Raw genomic sequence first — 14,820 nt, 5'->3', positions numbered from 1 at the left:
CACAAAAGGTGAGATGAAACTCTTAACGCCTGTTGGCGGCTCTTTCGCCGAAGCCTTAGCTCAGGTTAAAGAGAAGGCTGTGGCAAGCATTACCCCACCGCTGCACCCGGCAGGGAGCAATGCATCCCTAACCACTTCGTTACCTGCCCCAGGCTCACTATTGTCGTCTAGCGTACTACCTAGCCATTTTTCATTGCGCGCTTCGCAGAATGAGGCTGGAGAAGATAGCTTCCACGAACGGGCACTGGGATTGCGTGCTTACCGGCAGCAATTACTTGCGTCAAATATAGCGAATGCCGATACGCCGGGCTACAAGGCGGTAGACATTGACATTCAAGAAGCGCTGCGCACAGGAAAGACGCCCCAATCAGTGGACATAAAATACGCTGTTCCAAGCCAAGGGAGTGTGGATGGGAACACCGTGGATATGGATAGCGAACGGGCAAAATTTACGGAAAACGCGATTATGTATGAATATGAAGTGGACAGAGTTAAAGGCCATTACAAGGACATGGATGATCTGCTCAAAAGCACTCCTTACTAACTAACCCGCAGCGCACTGAAAGATTGCCGAATGACACTGAATGCTGAGATCAAGAAAAGGCCAGCGATCATGACGCCAACCCCAATGTCCGGCCATCGGGAAGTAAGCATATAACTTCCACCTGCTGCGGCCAGCACCCCGGCGTTGGCGATCAAGTCATTCCGCGAACAAAGCCAGGTCGAAGACATATTCAGGTTGTCTGCGCGATGGCGATACAGCAAAAAGAAGCAAATCAGGTTTGCGGCCAAGGCGATTGCGCCCACCACGCCCATTATTTCCGCCCTGGGCATGACCGGGTGCAATATTTTGTACACGGCTTCAGCAAGCACGCCCAGGCCAAATAGCAGCATGAAACTGCCCTTCGCCAGCGCCGCACCTACCTGCCAGCGCGCGGAACGCGCGAGCACGAACAGACTGAATCCATACACGAGCGCATCACCCAGCATATCCAGGGCATCCGCAAGCAGCGCCGTGGAATGAGCGAATAGGCCCGCCCCGCCTTCGAAAACAAACATCGCGGCGTTGATGGACAAAACGATCCACAGCACACGGCCATGACTCTCCCGCAGTGCGCTCACCTCACAACTTTTATCCTCGCAGCAACTGGCCATGATTGATGCCTCTGAAGTTTTGAATGGCTACGATCTCTTGTATGTATCCAGGAGTTAGTCCCGATCTTGACCTCAACTTCAGCATCTTCATCGTTGTCACGAAAAATCGCAATAAAGTGATCAAGCTCTCAAGAAACACGTCCCAAGTAACTGGTTATAAATGATGTTTTCAGGCTGGCTGTTCAGTGGCGACGAGTTTCATGCCCATTTTTTCGGCGCGCTGGGCCAGTTGCCGCAGCACCCGTTGGCGGTAGCGTTCCTCGTAGTAGTCCTGACCTTGGTCGGTGTATTCCTCGCCCTTGGTAAGCATGGTGTAGATCAGCCGCGCCAACTTGTGCGCAGCCGCAGTTACGGCCTTGGGCTTGTCCATGCGTGAACACATTCGACGGAAGTACGCGCCCAGCGCCGATTGGCTGCTGCGCAGCGCCGCCGCAGCCAATCTCAAAGCCTGGGCCGCACGGTTGGCGACGCGACTGGTCTTGCCGCTCATCACCTTGCCGCCGGTGATCTTGGTGCCCGGGCACAGCCCCAGCCAACTGGTGAAGTGCCCGACCGTGGCGAAGCGTGACATGTCCGCGCCAGTCTCGGAGATCACCGCGAGCGCGGTGGTCACGTCGATGCCGTCGATGCGTGTCAGGTCAACCCCGCACATCCTGAACAGTTGCGTGCGCAGATCAAACTTCGGTGCGTTGCGGGCGCGGCCACGCTTTTTTCCCTTCGCCGGTTCACCGTCATGAGCTTGCAGGCTTTGCAACTGTTGCTCGATCTCCCGGTCGCACTCGGCCAGTTGCGTGACAATGAAGTCGAACATGGCCAACGCCTGCTTCAGCGCAAACAGATGCTCGGCGCGCCAGTTGCCTGAGAGGCTCTTGGCGATCTCGTCCTGACTGGCACGAATGCGCACGTTCTTCATCGCGGCCAGCACCTGACCGTCGCGCTCGCCATTGACGATGGCACGCAATATCTTCTGGCCGGTCTCGCCCACCACGTCAGAGATGACGTTGGCAAGCTGGATGTTCATCTGGGTGAGCGCCTTTTGCATGTGTTGCACATGCCGCCCCTGGCTGCACAGGAGCATCCCGCGCTGGCGCCACAGCGAGCGCAATGCGCACACCGCGTCGGCCGGGCGAAACGCGCCATTGAGCAAGCCGTAGGTCATGAGCTGTTGCAGCCACTGGCAGTCCAGCACATCGGACTTGCGGCCCGAGACGTTCTTCACATGCCGCGCATTAACCAGCAGCACGGTGAAGCCGCGCGATTCCAGCAGCTCGAACAGGGGAATCCAGTACACGCCGGTGGATTCCATCGCGACGGTGTCGACGCCGGAGGCACGCAGCCAGTCGGCCAGGGCATGGAGGTCGACGGTGAAGCTGGGAAACTCGCGCACCGGTTCGTCGTCCCGGTCCGGCGGCACGGCGACAAAGTGGCTGGCGCTGCCGATGTCGATGCCGGCGGCGTTGGGGTGGGTGATCGTCAGGGCGGCTCGGGATTTGCGGGGTTTGAGATTGGTTTTTGCGAGACTGATTTTTGCGTTGCGTCGGGACATGGCTTGCTCCATCATTCAGGTTGGAATGTGGCGCTGCATCGGGTACGTCGTCTAGCTCACTCTCTCAAACGGGATATCGGCTCGGCGGCTCTGAACCACCAGGACGATTCACCAATGTCGATGACGTCTCCCAGGACCACGCTAACCCGCGGGCAATATGCACCATTGCTACATCGGTCTTCCGCAGCGCCGCATTCCACTTTGCCACAACGTGGCCGCCACGTGTTTCTTCGGCGCGATTTGCGGCATGGGGCCGATTACTTCGCTAACTTCCAGATCAGACCCAGGATGCCGACCATCAAGCAGTACCAGCCGAACGGACGAAGCGCCTCGACATCGTGCCGGTTAAAGTAACGCATCAAGAACCAGATACTGAGATAAGCACATACACCTGAAATGACACCACTCACACCAATCAATGCAAACGGAATGTCACCCGTCATGTGCATCAGTTTCGGAATTTCCAGCAAACCAGCCGCAAGGATGATCGGGGTCGCAAGCAAAAAGGAAAACCGTGCTGCACTTGCATAGTCAAGCCCGCTCCCAAGCCCTGCCACCAGCGTACTGCCTGAGCGTGAAATGCCGGGAAACAACGCCAGCGCTTGCGCAAAACCGATGCGCAGTGCACTGCCATAGCCCAGTGCGTCCAGTGGCTTGCCACCACCACGTCGTTTGAGCCGATCACCAACCAGCAGTATCACGCCATTGACGCTGAGAAAGACCAATACGAGTGTGGTGTTGCCGAACAGAAGACGCAGTTTCTTTTCGAACAGTAGGCCCAATAAACCCGCTGGCAATGTCCCGACGGCGAGCTGCCACAATAACCGCGATTGCGGATTGTCCGGCTTGCCGCTGGCGCGGAAAAAACCACGAAACAGGTCAATCCAGTCGCGATGGAAATACACAAGCAGCGCCGTCGCAGTGCCAAGGTGCAGCACCACCATGAAAGGCAGAAAAGCTTCGCTATTACGGTCCATCTGCCAGCGGAACAGGTCTGGCACAATGACGCCATGTCCGAGACTACTGATGGGGAAGAGTTCGGTCACGCCTTGCAGTATCGCGAACAAGATGGCTTCAAAAATGGGCATGAGAATATCCGAGAATGCTCGTCAAAAAGAGTATGGTTATCGTCGATCTTTGTCGGGCGGTCACTTTCAGGCTATGGCAATTCATGAGCGATTTGCACGCAATCGCCGCAACCCAATGAATACCACGATCAAAATCGCCCCCCATCGCCAAAAATACCATCGATAGATACTTGGCAAATATTACGAGAAGTACCAAGAATTAATCAAATTTATGAAACAGCGCCAGCCATTGATCCAATTGCTTGATTTCATTTTTTTGCGACTCAATGATTCTATTTGCCATGCTGCGTAACATGGGTTCTTTTCCGTGTTCCAGTTCAGCCTTGGCAATGTCGAGCTCCGCTTGGCGCTGCATGCGCGCCATCATCGCAAAGTCAAAGTCGGTATTGCCGGTCACCTGAAAGGCGGCCGTTTTTTCTTTTAGGCTGTCGATGGATTTTTGCATCTCCGTAGCGGATTTCCCCTCCACAGTGTCGGCGGCAGGCTCCAATGCTCTGGTTGCGCCGTCGGCAGGCACTGGCCCAGACTGTGCATTCGCCCATGGCGGGGTTGCCAACGCCGCGAGCGCCATAATTGTTATGCAAGCGCGCTTCCAATCACGATTATTTTTCAACATATCCTGTTTTCTTTGTTGCGACATGAGGAATCTCCTGGAAACCATGGTGTGCTGTGCGCTTTCGCCGCGAGGCATAAGCCTGATCTGAATACTGAACCCGAATTTTAAATCAGACAACTTCAGCCGGTGCCAATTTGCATGGATGGGGCGAGTCATTAATTTCTATCTGGATAGTGGAATGCGCGATCTTAAACCGCTCATGCAATGTGTCGACCACCGTGCTGCGGAATGCGTCACTCGGATAGCCCGCCGGCATCACCAAATGGACCGTCAACGCCGTTTCGGTCGTACTCATGGCCCAGATATGCAAATCATGCACTTCGCTGACACCCTCAACAGACGTTAAGTAAGCGCGAACCTTGTCCGAGTCGATTCCTTCCGGCACCGCATGCAAGGCAAGGTTGACCGAATCGCGCAACAGACCCCATGTTCCGATCACAATGAGAATTGAAATAATCAGGCTCACGGCTGGATCAAGCCAGTGCCAGCCGGTGTATATGATCACGAAACCGGCAATGACCACGCCTAATGATATGGCTGCATCAGCGGCCATATGCGTGAACGCTCCGCGCACATTCAAATCGCCTTTACGCCCGGCCATGAATAACAAGGCGGTACCCAGATTGATTGCTACACCAAACGCGGCAACGACAATGACCGTCATGCCTTCAACATCGCTCGGATGGCGGAAACGCAACACGGCCTCCCAAGCGATGCCACCGGTGACCACCAACAGTAATACCGCATTGATCAGCGCAGCGAGGATCGACGTACTGCGCAACCCATAGGTGAAGCGCTTCGATGGAATACGTTTTACCAGGGTACTGGCACCCCATGCGAGCAATAGGCCTAGCACGTCGCTCAAATTGTGTCCGGCGTCAGCCAGCAGCGCCAGCGAATTGCCGAGAATGCCATAGACGGCTTCGGCAACGACAAAGCTTGAATTCAGGATGATGCCAAATAAAAATGCACGGCCAAAATCCTTCGGTGCATGCGTATGCCCAGGCGCGTGATCGTGGTGGTCATGCTCGTCGTGGTGAGGGTGGTCGTGATGCGGATGGTCATGGGCCATGATGAATACGTCCTTTTACGAGAAGAGGTGCACGGTGCAGCGGTTCTTTAGTTGGACATGTCATAGCATCATCTCAATGATGAGCAAGACAATAAAACCAACAAAAAACATAGCAGTTTGGGTAGCGGTTTCAGGCACCTCATGCGCTTCAACCAGCAACTCTTCCGTCACCAGATAAAGTAACGCTGCAAGACCGAACGCAAGTACAGCATCCAACAGTGCGCCAGACGCCCCCGCCAGCAATACTGTACCCGCTGCTGCCCCCGTTAAAAGCAAAGCACCGAAACCGAAAGTGATTGCAATGACCGTGCCACGAGATACCCCCGAGCCTCTAAGCGCCGCCCCTCCTGATAAGCCGAGAAAGATCACTTCAAGCGTCAACGCAATCGTCAGCAACAGCCCCTGCTTCTGGCCTGCCGCAAATCCTAGCCCAATGAGTACACCATCGAGCGTAATATCAACGGCCAGAGTGGCGATTAGGCTGGTAGGCCGTCTGGTTTTCGTTACTCCTTTTTGGCCAAACTTTTCCGTGAAATGCTTCAGGGCAAGCATCACCGCCACACCCAGGACAAAACCGCCGAGCGTAATCCATGGCAGGCGCCAGTGAAGCAAGTCCGGCAACAGCTCAGTTGCCAGCGCACAAAATAATACGCCCGCAGTGAAATGTTGAATCGCGCTGCTCAATCGTGGGCCAGGAGGCCGCCAAAGTGATATCGCACCTCCGGCAAAGACTGCCGTGGCTGGATACAGCGCGAACTGCAATATATCGAACAAGGTTTGCATCATGCCTCAGACCAAGCAGTCACCGCATCAAATTGAAATCCAGATTGTCAACGCTTGTCACCTCTTGATATGTTTGCAGATACAACGATCTTTCAGCCCGGCTTTAAACTTATCGATTTGCATCGTCAGCGCGCACCGGGATGTGTTCAATGCAAGGTGAACAGTCGCGATACGGATATCGTAGCTCCAGAAAACATATATATTTCCATTAAAAACCTTATAGCAAGTACAGGGTCAAGCTTTGAGTTTTTAAATTGTGAGGGTGGTTATGCAAATTCCGATTCGCTCCTCGTCCCTGCTGAAGACCAGGCTGATTTGTTGTGGGCCGTCGCTAAACCTGCGGATGCAGCGGCTAATGCCGAAAGCACCTGGTTTTAAGAGCGATTTTGCCTGGCGAGTGAAAGGCCGAGACGGGAACATCGGGTGCACCATCAACAAGGTGTGCACTCGATATGGAAACAGATTCGATCTTGATCTCGATCGCGATGCTCAAGGAAGTCATTGCCGGAAAGACCTACGATGCCGTCGCGGCACAACATGGGGTAACGCGTACAGCCATAGAGCGGCGCATAAAAGCGCTGGCACTGAGACTGAGCAGGGAAGTCGGGATCGATGGACTAAATGAACAAGGGCTTGCCTTCGTGCAGCGGCTCAGAACCTGCAGGTCGGCGATTACGACTGCGCTCGAACGGTATGAGCCGCAGGTATCCCAGGAAAAGCGTGTCGGGCGAATACTGACGGATGAAGATATTCGGCTCGCTGTCCAGAGGACACGAACGCGCAGCGCCTGCCCAAATCGCGATGTGGCGCTTCTTTATGTGTTGTTGACCACGGGAGCGCGGCCGCTGGAGATTGCGCGATTGGAGGTGCGCGACTACCTGAATGCCGATGGTAGCGTCAGGGAAGAGTCGGTGATGCGTACGGACGTGGCAGTCAACCGCAAAACCAGGCCGCTGTTCTTTGCTAGCGGGAAAGCCAATGAGTCGATCGACGGCTACTTGATCGAGAGACTGCGTCGAGGTTTTTGCACGGGAAGTCATGCCGATTCTCGGGGGCTCAATCCTTTCAGTCGACTGTTCTTGACTGAGACGGGTGCGCCGTTCGAGATCGTGAGCTACGGCGAGCAGGGGCAGACGCGTTTTCTGTGCAGAGGCATCCTCGATACGTACCGCAAGATCTTCCGGCGCGTTGGTCTGGAGGGCGTGTCGGCGTTAAACGTACGGCGTACGGTAGCCGCCCGGCTGTTCGAGCGTGGCGCCGCAGAGGACCAGATTGGAGAGGTATTGGGTATCAGCGAGATGAAGTCGGTGCGGGAGCTGTTGCCCAAGCTGCGCCAACCGTTGCAGTCGATCGTGCGCGAACTGGTCTGATCCCGCTCATGATTTCGACCTCAATCTTCCAGGTGTGAAGGCGAACCAGGGGGCGGGCATAATGGCGCACGACGGCGTAAGTAAATAAGTAAAGGCGCTCAGCCCAATGGCGACGGCGTGTGAGCTCATATGCCCGCCGCCGGCGAGCAGTGCCATCGAGTTAAACTACCATCCGGCGACGATTTTCACGGCCATCATGGCGGCTGCAATCCACATGACGATGCGAGTGCCTCGTTCTGCCACGCGCTTGCCTTCGTCAAAGACGTGATCGTGGGTTCAATCAAAGAGGTTCTGAGTATGCATCGCTTTATCCCCTTGAAACCGTCGATGGGGTTGCCGTATTGGGCAATGTGATCTGAAACCGCGTCCTGCCGTTAGTGGAACTTGCCGTGACGGTCCCGCCATGCGCATCGATGATGGCTTTGACGATGGCAAGCCCCAGTCCGGCTCCATCGCCTTGACGATGACGCGAAGAATCGACGCGGTAAAAACGATCAAACAATCGCGGGAGGTGTTGCGGCGGAATCTCTTTTCCGGGATTGTCAACAACAACAACACGGGTTCCGTCTGTGCATGCTTCCAACCTTACTTGCACCGCTTGATCGGAGGGTGTGTGGCGGATGGCGTTCGAAAGGAGGTTACTCAATGCCCGGCGCAACATCAGCCGATCGCCTGGTACGTTAGCTGGCGCACCTTTCAGCACGAGTGCGACGCTGCGCTCTTCTGCCCATGCCTCAAAGTAGTCTGAAGAGCGCCCGTACCTCTGCAACCAGGTCTACATCAGCCAGACTTGGCTTCAACAGACCGTTGTCGGCCCGTGCCAGAAACAGCATATCGCCGATCATCTGGGCCATGCGTTCATATTCTTCGAGGTTTGAGTAGAGAATCTCGCGGTATTCGTCGTTGCTCCGCACGCTGGAAAGGGCGACCTGCGTTTGCGTCATCAGGTTGGTCACCGGCGTGCGCAGTTCGTGTGCGATATCGGCGGAAAAATTCGAGAGCCGGTGAAACGCATCCTCCAGTCGGCCGAGCATGTTGTTGAATGACGTAGCAAGCTCTGTGAGTTCGATCGGCACCGTCTCTGGAGACAGACGAACGTGTAGTTGATCTGAAGTTATTCTTTGGACTTGGGCGGTGATCCGGCGCAGCGGCGCGTGACCGTGATGCACGGCGAACCAAACCGCGACGATCGTGAGCGCTATGGCGCCCAGTGCCGTGATCCACAATGTCCGGCGAAAGTCCGTCAGGTAATGCAGGTGAAAATCGATCGCCGTGGCAAGCACCACGAGGAATGGCTGTTCTGCCGAACTCGCGTTCGGCCCCATGCGCAAGATGATTCCGCATAAGGTTCGTGGCGGGTCTTGCCAGACGCGGAATGCGTCGGTCTCGATGCGTGGCGCCGGCGGAATTGACCGGGCGATCGCCGTCAGGTCGAGGCCAGGGCTGGAAAACAGTGTTTGACCATCGGCACCGGCGACGTAAAGGAACATTCCATGATGCCCCGCCAGAGAGGCGGCGAGGCTGCGTTGTAACACCTCGATATCACCGTCGGATGATGCGGCGGCAAGCGGCTGCTGTACCGCCTGCGCAAGAGCCCTGAGTTCTCCGGCGTCCTGTTCGGCGAAGTGATTCTCGACCGAACGCCCGATAACCCAACCGAAGGCGAGCAGCACCAGCGTGATCGCTATACCGATGAACCCCGTCAGGCGCAGCGCGAGCGAGGCGGGCCGGCGCATTTTGCGGATCAGGGCGCGTCCGGCACATCCAGCATGTAGCCCATGCCGCGTACCGTGTGGATTAGTTTGGGCTCGAACTCTTTGTCGATCTTCGCCCGCAGGCGGCGGATGGCCACGTCGATAATGTTGGTGTTGGTGTTGGTGTCGCTGTCGAAGTTCATGTCCCATACCTGGGAGGCGATGAGCGTGCGCGGTAGCACCTCGCCCCGACGGCGCACCAGGAGTTCAAGCAGGGCGAACTCCTTGGTGGTCAGGTGGATACGCCTGCCAGCGCGCATCACGCAGTGGCGCACTACGTCGAACTCGAGATCCGCCACCTGGAGCTGGTCCATTGATGCGGGAGTGTTGCCCCGGCGCAGCAGGGTGCGTACCCGTGCCAGCAACTCCGCGAACGCAAAGGGTTTGACGAGGTAATCGTCTGCGCCCAGTTCCAGCCCCTTGACGCGATCATCCACGCTGTCGCGTGCGGTCAAAAACAGAACGGGCATACGCTTGCCGGCCTCGCGCAGCGACTTCACGATGCGCCAGCCATCGACGTCCGGCAGCATGACGTCCAGAACGATCAAATCGTAGGTCTCGGTCATGACGAGGTGGTGGCCGTCCAGCCCGTTGCGTGCCAGATCGACCACGAAGCCAGCTTCCGTCAGCCCTTGCCGCAGATATTCACCCGTTTTGGTTTCGTCTTCGACAACGAGAAGTTTCATGTGCAATTCCTACCCGTTCTGACCTGGAGCCGGTGCGAGGCGCGGCTCCTGATTGGATACCGAATATGCTCCATGGGGTTATTGCTGATTAGGATACTCGCGAGAGTCTGTCGATAAAGTGACGACTCGATTACAAAATTGTAATGGATCGGTCATGCTTGGGACAGTAGCCCGCTGTTATTATTTGATCCTGTACTAAGTTCAACGGCCATGGGCATTGCAGGCAGCCCAAGCCAAACGCGATTTTTTGCCTGGAGGATATACCAAGATGATGAAGCCTCATTCCCGATCCCGTTTGATTTTGCCGGACTTGCCGCGTCGACAATTCCTTCAGGGGCTTGCCGCAGGGGGAGTCATGCTGGGCCTGGGTCCATTGATCACTCCCGCCTGGGCACGGGAGGCCGATGGGACGGCCATCGGAACGGCCAAGGTGCTCACCGGCACCGAATTTGACCTCACGATTGCGGAAACGCCGGTCAATTTCACCGGCGCGCCGCGCATGGCTACCACCATCAACGGCTCCATTCCGGCGCCCACCTTGCGCTGGCGCGAGGGCGATATGGTGACCCTGCGGGTCACCAACCGGCTTGCCGAGGACACCTCCATTCACTGGCACGGCATTCTCCTGCCGTTCCAGATGGACGGCGTGCCGGGCATCAGCTTCAAAGGCATCCCGCCCGGGGAAACTTTTACCTACTGTTTCAAGGTCATGCAGACCGGCACCTACTGGTACCACTCCCATTCCGGCATGCAGGAACAGACCGGCATGTACGGCGCCATCATCATCGACCCGGCCGACCGTGATCCGATCCGCGCCGATCGCGATTACGTGGTGCAGTTGTCCGACTGGACCGACGAAGATCCAATGATGGTTTTTTCCAAGCTCAAGATGCAGAGTGACTACTACAACTTCAACCAGCCGACCGCCGTCGATTTTTTTCGCGACGTCGCCAACGAGGGTTTCAGTACCGCTATCAGCAAGCGGAAGATGTGGAACCAGATGCGCATGAACCCGACCGATCTGGCCGACATCTCCGCTTACACGTACACCTACCTGATGAACGGCACTACGCCGGCCGGCAACTGGACCGGGCTGTTCCGTCCCGGTGAGAAAGTGCGGCTGCGCTTCATCAACTCCGGCGCGATGACCTTCTTCGACGTCCGCATACCGGGGCTCAAGATGACGGTGGTCCAGACCGACGGTCAGGACGTCGAGCCGGTGACGGTGGATGAGATCCGCATCGGGGTGGCCGAAATCTTCGACGTGATCGTTAGCCCTAAGGACGAGGCCTACACCATCTTCGCCCAGTCGATGGATCGCACCGGCTTCTCTCGCGGCACCCTGGCGCCGCGCGCCGGCATGACGGCGCCGGTCCCCGTGCCGGACAAAGCCGAACCGCTCAGCATGGGGGATATGATGGGCGACATGGGCGGCGGGATGTCGGGCATGGCGGGGATGGATGACGGTGGTATGGGGGGGATGGCGGGGATGGATCACGGCGGCATGACCGGTATGGCGGGAATGAACCATGGCGGCATGGCCATGGGTGGTGGAAACGTGCGCGTGCGCCACGCCAAAACGGAGTACGGCCCCAGCGTTGATATGCACGTCGACACCCCCCGCACTAATCTGGACGACCCCGGCATCGGCCTGCGCAACAACGGTCGCCGCGTGCTGACCTATGCCGATCTGCACACCATCGGCGGGCCGATGGACCCACGCGGCGCGGAGCGCGAGATTGAGCTGCATCTCACCGGCAACATGGGGCGCTACACCTGGTCGCTCGACGGCCTCGAGTTCGGCAAGTCCACGCCCGTGCATTTCCGCTATGGCGAACGACTGCGCGTGGTCTTCGTCAACGACACGATGATGACCCACCCCATGCATTTGCACGGTATGTGGAGTGAGTTGGAAAGCCCCGACGGGCGCTTCCAGGTGCGCAAGAACGTCATCAGCGTGCAGCCGGCACAACGTATCACCTTTCTCGTGACCGTTGACGCCCTGGGCCGCTGGGCATGGCATTGTCATCTGCTCTTGCATATGGATGCGGGCATGTTCCGCGAAGTGGTGGTGGCCTGAGTGTGGTGTAATCGAATAACGGAGAAAGCAACGATGACGAACAATCGAGTGAAGTTGATGGTCGCCGCTGTGACCGCCCTCAGTATTTCTTCCGCGTGGGGGCAGGACCAAATGTCTGCCGGGAGCATGCAAGAGTCCGCTCCCACGGATCAAGTCAACGGTTCCAAAGCACAGGCGCACGCGCAGCATGGCAAAAAGAAGCCGGCCAAAACGCCGCCCAAGGCTGGTGGAGGCAAGGAAATGATGCCTGGGATGGGCAGCGGCGGGATGAGTCACGAGGCCACGCCCGCGATGGCCGGGTCGATGCCGGGAATGAACCATGACGCGCCCAGCGGCGATGCATCTACACCAAAGCAGGACATGAGTGGCATGGATCATGGCAGTGGCGGGATGGATCAGGGCGACATGCAGATGCAGGGTGGTTCGGCGCCACCTGATGCCCGCGACCCGCACGCCTGGTCAGGGGGCTATACCCTCGATTCGGGCCCCTATGCCCTGCCTGGGCAGCGACAGCTCCGTCTGGCCGACGAACATAACTTCGGCGCACTGCTGGTCGATCGGCTGGAACGCATGAACACCAACGACGGTAACGTCACGGCCTATGACGCGCTGGCTTGGTTTGGTCGCGACTACAACCGCTTGGTGCTCAAGGCCGAGGGCGACATCGCCGGCGGCAAGCTTCAAGATGCCAGGACAGAGTTGCTCTGGGGACATGCGGTAGCCACCTTCTGGGATACGCAACTGGGTGCGCGCTACGACAGCGGTGTGGGGGCGGGTCGTGGCTGGCTGGCTTTGGGCATCCAGGGACTGGCGCCTTACTGGTTCGATGTCGAAGCCACCGCATACCTCGGCGAACAGGGCCGCAGTGCGCTGCGGCTCGCCGCGAGCTATGACCTGCTGCTGACCCAAAAGCTCATTCTACAACCCCGCGTCGAAGCCAACCTCTACGGCAAACGCGATGTGGCGCGCGCCATCGGCGGCGGGCTTTCCGATGGCGCGGCCGGCTTGCGTCTGAGGTACGAAATTACCCGCCAGATCGCCCCCTACGTAGGGGTCGAGTGGGCAGGCAAGTTTAGTGAGACTGCCGACTTCGCCCGCGCCGCGGGCAAGAAAACCGATGAGGCTCGCTGGGTCGCCGGTATGCGTTTCTGGTTCTAGATGTTCCGGGTGTATCCCGCTGGATGCTCCCGATCTTTCAACTCAACTGAAGAGGTTATTTATGAAGAAGACACTTTCGATTCTGATTTTGGCGGTATTGCCCGGCCTGGCACTGGCAAGCGGTGAGCATGCTGGCGGTCATGACATGCGGGGGGGTGGGCACGACATGTCGCAGATGTCCGGCATGGAAGGCATGTCCCGCAGCGGACACGATGGCGCCATGGGGCAAGCCGGCGATCCGGCCAAGGTCAGCCGCACCATCGAGGTCACAATGGCTGACACCATGCGATTCACGCCGGACGAGATCAAGGTCAAGGCGGGTGAAACTGTTCGTTTCTTCGTCAAGAACACTGGCAAGATACCCCACGAAATGGTGATCGGAACCGCTGACGAACTCAAGGAGCACGCTGAGGAGATGCGCAAGATGCCCGGCATGCAGCACGCCGAGCCCAACATGATCACGCTGAAGCCCGGCCAGCGTGGTGGCATCGTCTGGCAATTCGACAAGGCAGGCTCCGTTAACTTTGCCTGCCTGGTGCCGGGACATATGGAAGCCGGCATGGTGGGGAAAATCGAAGTCGAATGACCCGTCAGCCGATGGGTCGCCATGGCCGTTACACGCTCTTCGGGGCCGAGCGTTGAAACCGGTAGCCGATCACCACTTAAGTACCGCCTGCAACGTCTTTGCTCGCGGCGTGCGAATCGAATCCAGGAGAACGACGTGAACACATCGATCCTCAAGATCCTCCTCATCGGCCTTATGGCGCCGGCGGCATGGGCGGCTTCAGGCATCCCGGTTGTGGAAGTCTACAAGAGTCCCACCTGCGGGTGCTGCAACCAGTGGGTGAAGCATCTAAAGGCCAACGGTTTCCAGGTCATCGCCCACGACACCAACAACGTGGTGGCGCACAAACAGCGGCTGGGCGTGCCACCCGGCATGGGTTCCTGCCACACCGCCGAGGTAGGAGGCTACCTGGTGGAAGGCCACGTACCGGCCAAGGATATCCGGCGCCTGCTAAAAGAGCAGCCTCGTGCCCGGGGGCTGGTGGTACCCGCCATGCCCATGGGTTCGCCTGGCATGGAAGGTGGTCGCAAGGACGCGTTTGATGTGTTGCTGGTCAATCGTGATGGTTCGACCCGCACCTATGCCCGTTACTGATCTAAGTCGCGCGCAGCTATTACGTCTTGTGCGGGCCAGGCCCACGGAAAAACCGGGCTCAGAGGGCGTCTTCGGAGGGTGAAGGGCTGAGCAAGCTCACTGGTGCGTTGCCGTGACCTGGTCGGAAACGCCAGCGGCGGTGAGCGCTGTTGGTCAACCGCTCAAAACCTCATCGGAGCGGGCAATTTCTTGATGCTGTCGGCGCTCACCGGGAATTGACCAGTTCGCTCGCCGCCCTGCCTAAGACCATCCGAATCCAGTGCCAGTGTGGCCTTCGCTAAGCCACCCCGATCACTCGAAAACGCACAAACCGGTCAATCCAGCGCGGGCGTCAACAATACAGGGTTTCTTGT

17 protein-coding genes are annotated in these 14,820 nt (G+C 57.7%); 8 read left to right on the top strand and 9 right to left on the bottom strand.

What is annotated here, in order from left to right; genetic code table 11:
* The first annotated feature begins 13 nt into the window (after positions 1–13).
* The gene (locus tag GZH91_RS01920) at positions 14–544 is read left to right on the top strand and encodes a flagellar basal body rod protein FlgB (RefSeq protein ID WP_147075076.1); all 531 of its coding nucleotides are present in this window, start codon (positions 14–16) and stop codon (positions 542–544) included.
* Here the strand turns inward: GZH91_RS01920 and GZH91_RS01915 are convergent.
* From GZH91_RS01915 to GZH91_RS01890, 6 genes are all read right to left on the bottom strand, one after another.
* Positions 541–1,122, bottom strand: coding sequence for a cation diffusion facilitator family transporter (locus GZH91_RS01915; protein WP_223264656.1), 582 nt, complete (start codon positions 1,120–1,122; stop codon positions 541–543). The two genes, GZH91_RS01920 and GZH91_RS01915, sit on opposite strands and share 4 nt — an antisense overlap.
* Before the next feature lie 202 nt (positions 1,123–1,324).
* Positions 1,325–2,701 carry an IS110 family RNA-guided transposase gene (locus GZH91_RS01910; protein ID WP_223264657.1) on the bottom strand — a complete coding sequence of 459 codons (1,377 nt, stop codon included), beginning with the start codon at positions 2,699–2,701 and terminating at the stop codon, positions 1,325–1,327.
* Between the two features lie 257 nt (positions 2,702–2,958).
* On the bottom strand, positions 2,959–3,789 hold the full coding sequence (locus tag GZH91_RS01905) for an undecaprenyl-diphosphate phosphatase (protein ID WP_147075078.1): 831 nt from the start codon (positions 3,787–3,789) through the stop codon (positions 2,959–2,961).
* Positions 3,790–3,988: 199 nt separating this feature from the next.
* Positions 3,989–4,429 (bottom strand): DUF305 domain-containing protein, encoded by a 441-nt coding sequence (locus tag GZH91_RS01900; RefSeq protein ID WP_198415362.1) that lies wholly within the window; start codon positions 4,427–4,429, stop codon positions 3,989–3,991.
* An 85-nt stretch (positions 4,430–4,514) separates the two neighbouring features.
* Positions 4,515–5,477: a cation diffusion facilitator family transporter gene (locus GZH91_RS01895; RefSeq protein WP_147075079.1), complete on the bottom strand. Its 963-nt coding sequence runs from the start codon at positions 5,475–5,477 to the stop codon at positions 4,515–4,517.
* A gap of 60 nt (positions 5,478–5,537) precedes the next feature.
* Positions 5,538–6,263: a ZIP family metal transporter gene (locus GZH91_RS01890; protein WP_223264658.1), complete on the bottom strand. Its 726-nt coding sequence runs from the start codon at positions 6,261–6,263 to the stop codon at positions 5,538–5,540.
* 51 nt (positions 6,264–6,314) lie between these two features.
* On the opposite strand from GZH91_RS01890, the gene GZH91_RS01885 reads away from it, so the two are divergent.
* From GZH91_RS01885 to GZH91_RS01875, 3 genes are all read left to right on the top strand, one after another.
* Positions 6,315–6,638 carry a hypothetical protein gene (locus GZH91_RS01885; protein ID WP_161984139.1) on the top strand — a complete coding sequence of 108 codons (324 nt, stop codon included), beginning with the start codon at positions 6,315–6,317 and terminating at the stop codon, positions 6,636–6,638.
* 74 nt (positions 6,639–6,712) lie between these two features.
* Positions 6,713–7,630: a site-specific integrase gene (locus GZH91_RS01880; protein WP_147075081.1), complete on the top strand. Its 918-nt coding sequence runs from the start codon at positions 6,713–6,715 to the stop codon at positions 7,628–7,630.
* Positions 7,631–7,759: 129 nt separating this feature from the next.
* Entirely contained in the window at positions 7,760–7,984 is a 225-nt protein-coding gene (locus GZH91_RS01875; RefSeq protein ID WP_161984115.1) for a hypothetical protein, read from the top strand.
* Here GZH91_RS01875 and GZH91_RS17915 read toward each other — a convergent pair.
* From GZH91_RS17915 to GZH91_RS01865, 3 genes are all read right to left on the bottom strand, one after another.
* A complete protein-coding gene (locus tag GZH91_RS17915; RefSeq protein ID WP_223264659.1) occupies positions 7,938–8,291 on the bottom strand; it encodes an ATP-binding protein in 354 nt (117 codons plus the stop codon). The genes GZH91_RS01875 and GZH91_RS17915 overlap by 47 nt on opposite strands.
* 73 nt (positions 8,292–8,364) lie before the next feature.
* Positions 8,365–9,366, bottom strand: a complete 1,002-nt coding sequence (locus tag GZH91_RS01870; protein ID WP_232522203.1) for a heavy metal sensor histidine kinase — start codon at positions 9,364–9,366, stop codon at positions 8,365–8,367.
* A gap of 8 nt (positions 9,367–9,374) precedes the next feature.
* Positions 9,375–10,070, bottom strand: coding sequence for a heavy metal response regulator transcription factor (locus GZH91_RS01865; protein WP_161984138.1), 696 nt, complete (start codon positions 10,068–10,070; stop codon positions 9,375–9,377).
* Between the two features lie 268 nt (positions 10,071–10,338).
* Between GZH91_RS01865 and GZH91_RS01860 the strand changes: the two genes are divergently transcribed.
* The 4 genes from GZH91_RS01860 (at position 10,339) to GZH91_RS01845 (ending at position 14,467) form a co-directional block, all read left to right on the top strand.
* A complete protein-coding gene (locus tag GZH91_RS01860; RefSeq protein WP_456300576.1) occupies positions 10,339–12,150 on the top strand; it encodes a copper resistance system multicopper oxidase in 1,812 nt (603 codons plus the stop codon).
* Positions 12,151–12,276: 126 nt separating this feature from the next.
* Positions 12,277–13,308 carry a copper resistance protein B gene (locus GZH91_RS01855; protein WP_147072013.1) on the top strand — a complete coding sequence of 344 codons (1,032 nt, stop codon included), beginning with the start codon at positions 12,277–12,279 and terminating at the stop codon, positions 13,306–13,308.
* A 61-nt stretch (positions 13,309–13,369) separates the two neighbouring features.
* Complete coding sequence (locus GZH91_RS01850; RefSeq protein WP_147072016.1) at positions 13,370–13,894, top strand: cupredoxin domain-containing protein; 525 nt, start codon at positions 13,370–13,372, stop codon at positions 13,892–13,894.
* Positions 13,895–14,029: 135 nt separating this feature from the next.
* Positions 14,030–14,467, top strand: coding sequence for a DUF411 domain-containing protein (locus tag GZH91_RS01845; RefSeq protein ID WP_147072017.1), 438 nt, complete (start codon positions 14,030–14,032; stop codon positions 14,465–14,467).
* The last annotated feature ends 353 nt before the right edge of the window (positions 14,468–14,820 follow it).

The organism is Sulfuriferula plumbiphila (assembly GCF_009938015.1).
Lineage (GTDB): Bacteria > Pseudomonadota > Gammaproteobacteria > Burkholderiales > Sulfuriferulaceae > Sulfuriferula > Sulfuriferula plumbiphila.
This window is presented reverse-complemented; position numbering and strand designations above follow the sequence as displayed.